The sequence below is a fragment of the Paenibacillus whitsoniae genome (assembly GCF_003955665.1).
In the GTDB taxonomy this organism is placed as follows: Bacteria; Bacillota; Bacilli; order Paenibacillales; family NBRC-103111; genus Paenibacillus_E; species Paenibacillus_E whitsoniae.
Map to the genome: position 1 here is coordinate 1 of NZ_RXHU01000153.1, position 3,379 is coordinate 3,379.

The following is a 3,379-nucleotide window of genomic DNA, read 5'->3' on the forward strand; positions in this document are numbered from 1 at the left end:
GCAAAAACGAGCCCCTGCGTCAACGCATACCCCATAAACAGGCGGTGCGTCAATAACCCGCGGAAGACGCGGAGCGTATGCCCGAGCCCGCTTTGGGTCCGGCGCTCCGGCGGATGGGTCTCTTTGAGCCCGAGCACCACCGCCATCAGCATCGCGACACCGAACAAGCTTAGCACGCCGAACATGTCGCGCCAGTCTCCGAATTCCAGCAGCTGCCCTCCGATAATCGGAGCCAGAATCGGCGCCGCGCCATTGACCAGCATGAGCAGGGCAATGAACTTGGTCAGCGCCACGCCTTCGTACAGATCCCGCACGATGGCGCGGGAGATTACGATGCCGGCAGCCCCGGCCATCCCCTGGATGAAGCGCAAGAGCAGAAACGCCCCGATGGTCGGCGCCCAGATGCAAAGCGCGGAGGACACGCCGTACACGGCCAGCCCGATCAGCAGCGGAATCCGCCTGCCCCGCACATCGCTGATCGCGCCTGCGACCAGCTGTCCGAGCGACAGCCCCAGCATACAGGCGGTCAGGCTCATTTGCGCGAGCGACGTTGTCGTCTCCAAATCCCCTGCGATCACCGGCAGCGCGGGCAGGTACATATCGAGCGACAGCGGCCCGAACGATGCGAGCAAGCCGAGCACCAGCACAAGCCAAAGCCGGTTTTTCCCGCGCGCGGCTGCCGCCGTATCCGTCATCATTTTAGCCATCCCATCACAAACTTTCTTCTGTAGTCAACTCGCCCATATAGTAAGCGAACACCGTGTTAATCGGTTTAAAATACAAATGCCCATCCTCCCATGGCTGAAAATGCAGATCCATCCGGGCGTCGTCCCAATTCTCCGGCGTTCCCCGCGTCTGCAAGCGTCCAGGCAGCACCGGCTCTTCAATCACCTTCGGAAATTCCTGATAGCCGAACAGCAGATTCTCGTGCATCGCGATAATTTCATATTTGTCTCCTAGAAACGCACGTTCTTCTTGAAGTTGGTAATGATAGTAAATGTAACTGCTGATCATTTCCGGCTTGAGATGGGCCACCCGCCCCACCCGCTTCTCCACAGGCTGCTTGCGCATCCAATGTTCGGGACTAGCCGGCTCGTTAAAATGAAACACATCGACCATCCCAATCCACTTCCGCGGCTCCGGCTGACCAGGCCACTCCTGCAAATAGGGCAGCGCCGCACCGGCAACCTCATCCGGCTCGACGTGGCGGTCGACGCACTCATAATAGAGAAACAGCTGCCCGCGCCACTCGTAAGCCGCCGCTGTCATCAAGATGCCTTGCCGCACTAGCTTTTCGGCTTCTCTGCTGGCCGCCAGCGCCCCAACACCTGCCGGCGCTTCGCCCGGCTTCCAGGCCGCGCGGAAAATCATTCTTTTCATCCTATATGCCCCGCTTCTGATTAACATGATTAATCATTTTATTTGAGTATGGAAAGACCGGGATGATCCCGATGCCGCTTTCATTTTAGCAAGATTTCGGACATCCTTCTACATGAGTATGGTAAAATAAATATCGTTCGACAAAATCTTGAAGTCAGATGGGGATCGGAATGAGTCTACAACTGGATTTAAAAACAATGCTGACGACCCTGATCATCGGGAACTTGTTTACAGCTGTGCTAATTACCGCCTATTGGCGTCATCATAAGCAGCAGGTCGGGATTCGGAGCTTTTTTTATGCAAAAGTTCTCCAGGCCGCTGCCTGGCTCATCCTGCTCCTGCGAGGCGGCTCGTCCGACCCGCTTACGTTATCGCTGGTGAACACTGCGCTATTTGTCGGGTACGCCCTTGAAGTCGTATCCATTCTGCAGACACAGCGGTTGCAAAAAGAGACGGATTTACGATATTTTACCACATTAACGATTTTGAATGTGATTGCCTATCATCTGGTCCTGCTGTTTCACAATCGGGAGGATCTTCGCATCGTATTCACGTCCTTAGGCCTTGTCGCGGGCATCGTGATCCCGGGCATTCGCATGGTTCGTAAAAAAAATGCCTCTGCGCTCTCCTGCATCATGGGCTATCTGTATTTGGGCATCGTCGTCATCTTGGTGCTTCGCGGCGTGCTCGCCTTCTTCTTCGATGCTCTATTCAGTTATTTTCATGCAAGCACCGGCAATCAGGCCTTAATGCTCGTTGGACAATATCTCATTATGATTTCGACGAACACGGGATTTCTGCTTCTCATGAAGGAACAGGCCGATCAAGCATTGCTTCATATGGCTAACTATGACGACCTTACCGGGGCGCTGAACCGCAGGACGTTCATTGCCCGCACAAACGACCACTTGCGGACGCTCGCTCGGAAGAAAAGACCGGTTTCGCTGCTTCTTTTTGACATTGATGAATTTAAAAGCATTAACGATACTTTCGGTCATGATGTCGGGGACCGGGCGTTGGTCGATCTGACCGCTCGCATTCAGCGGCATTTAGGGGAAGAGGACCTGCTTGCGCGGTACGGTGGGGACGAATATGCCATATTGCTGCCCGACAGGGATGAAGAAGCATCCACCGCCATTGCCGAGCAACTCCGCCACATAGCCGAACAAGCCGGCATTCCAGGCACTTCGCGACCCTATACGATCAGCATTGGCGTACTAACGGTTATCCCCGACGACAGCACGCAGCTCGAAGTGCTCTACTCCACCTGCGATAAAGCGCTTTATCAGGCCAAACGAAGAGGCAAAAACGGCGTTGCTCGCGGGTATTTTGACGCCCAGCCTTCATTAGCTTAACCTGCATGGGGACTAACGATGGCCGTTCCTTAGGCTTATTGAGGGACGGCCTTGTTCGTGCCTAAGCGAAACTTCACAAGCCGTCTGTGCGTAAAAGATGACCAAGGGTCGATTTCCATTTTGCATAGAAATGAGGGATTGCGATGACAGAGACAGGGCACGACCCGCTCGAAACAGCCAAAGAGCGCATGTACCGCTATCAACGCGCGCAGCGGCGGCGGGAGGAACTGCAGCAGCGCGTGAACGATCACGAGCGGCGCATCATCAAGCTGGAGCTCGAGCTGGAAGCCGAACAGGCCGATGTGGAGCGTCTGACGAAGCTGACGCTAGCGAATCTTTTCCATACGATTCTGCGCAGCAAGGAGGAGCAGCTTCAATTGGAACGCCAGCAGGTGCTGAACGCCGTGCTCGCTTTGCAGACCGCCCGGCAGGCGCTGGAAGATACGAAGGCTGACCTGCATCAGGTAGGCGACGATTTGGCGCTCTATCAACACGCGGAAGCCGAGTACAATGACCTCATGGCGCAAAAAGAAGCCGCACTGCGCAGCAAAGCCGCGCTATCCCCGGTGCTGCGCGAGATGGAGGAACAGATTGCCGAGCAATCTCTCCTCGTCAAAGAGCTCTCAGAGGCTTGGCGCGCCGGC

Annotated in this window: 4 protein-coding genes; 2 read left to right on the top strand and 2 right to left on the bottom strand. The window is 55.5% G+C overall.

The window, feature by feature from the left end; all coding sequences use genetic code 11:
- Together EJQ19_RS31325 and EJQ19_RS31330 are read right to left on the bottom strand one after the other, a co-directional pair.
- Nucleotides 1-698 (bottom strand): Bcr/CflA family efflux MFS transporter (locus EJQ19_RS31325; protein WP_126145132.1); only part of this gene is annotated, 698 nt, incomplete at its 3' end.
- Nucleotides 699-711: 13 nt separating this feature from the next.
- Nucleotides 712-1,380 (bottom strand): hypothetical protein, encoded by a 669-nt coding sequence (locus EJQ19_RS31330; protein ID WP_126145130.1) that lies wholly within the window; start codon nucleotides 1,378-1,380, stop codon nucleotides 712-714.
- Nucleotides 1,381-1,550: 170 nt separating this feature from the next.
- Here EJQ19_RS31330 and EJQ19_RS31335 point away from each other — a divergent pair, with 170 nt between their 5' ends.
- Nucleotides 1,551-2,735, top strand: a complete 1,185-nt coding sequence (locus tag EJQ19_RS31335; protein WP_164716865.1) for a GGDEF domain-containing protein — start codon at nucleotides 1,551-1,553, stop codon at nucleotides 2,733-2,735.
- A 143-nt stretch (nucleotides 2,736-2,878) separates the two neighbouring features.
- Nucleotides 2,879-3,379 (top strand): hypothetical protein (locus tag EJQ19_RS31340; RefSeq protein WP_164716867.1); only part of this gene is annotated, 501 nt, incomplete at its 3' end.

Coding starts and splice junctions, on each gene's coding strand:
- EJQ19_RS31330 (WP_126145130.1), bottom strand. CDS start 1,380: ATGAAAAGAATGATTTTCCGCGCGGCCTGGAAGCCGGGCGAAGCGCCG.
- EJQ19_RS31335 (WP_164716865.1), top strand. CDS start 1,551: ATGAGTCTACAACTGGATTTAAAAACAATGCTGACGACCCTGATCATC.